Consider the following 309-nt stretch of genomic DNA (forward strand, 5'->3'; position numbering starts at 1 on the left):
GAATATTGCGGCAGTCACTTACTCTCCCACAACCACCAAGTTGCAGTACCATCAGCATGACATGGGCTTAGCTACCGGGATCGGAACGGTTAACCGGGCGTTTCCCCACCACTATCACCACCGCAAAACTCAACCAACCACCCACACACTCATTACTTGTGTGTGGTAATGGTCCAAGAACCGCACAGCGAACGCGAACACCACAATGTGATCACACCAAAAACACTTAATCGTTACTCCCGCACACACCAACCCGTTCATGGGTTRTGTGAGTGATCGGCGTATTAGTACCAGTCAACTCCACACCTT

Annotated in this window: 1 rRNA gene; it reads right to left on the reverse strand. The window is 50.6% G+C overall.

From position 1 onward, the window contains the following. Window positions 1-5 precede the first annotated feature (5 nt). Window positions 6-125 (reverse strand): 5S ribosomal RNA (gene rrf / locus FJ887_RS18220). Window positions 126-309 lie beyond the last annotated feature (184 nt).

It is taken from the genome of Brevibacterium sp. XM4083, assembly GCF_006489205.2.
GTDB lineage: Bacteria > Actinomycetota > Actinomycetes > Actinomycetales > Brevibacteriaceae > Brevibacterium.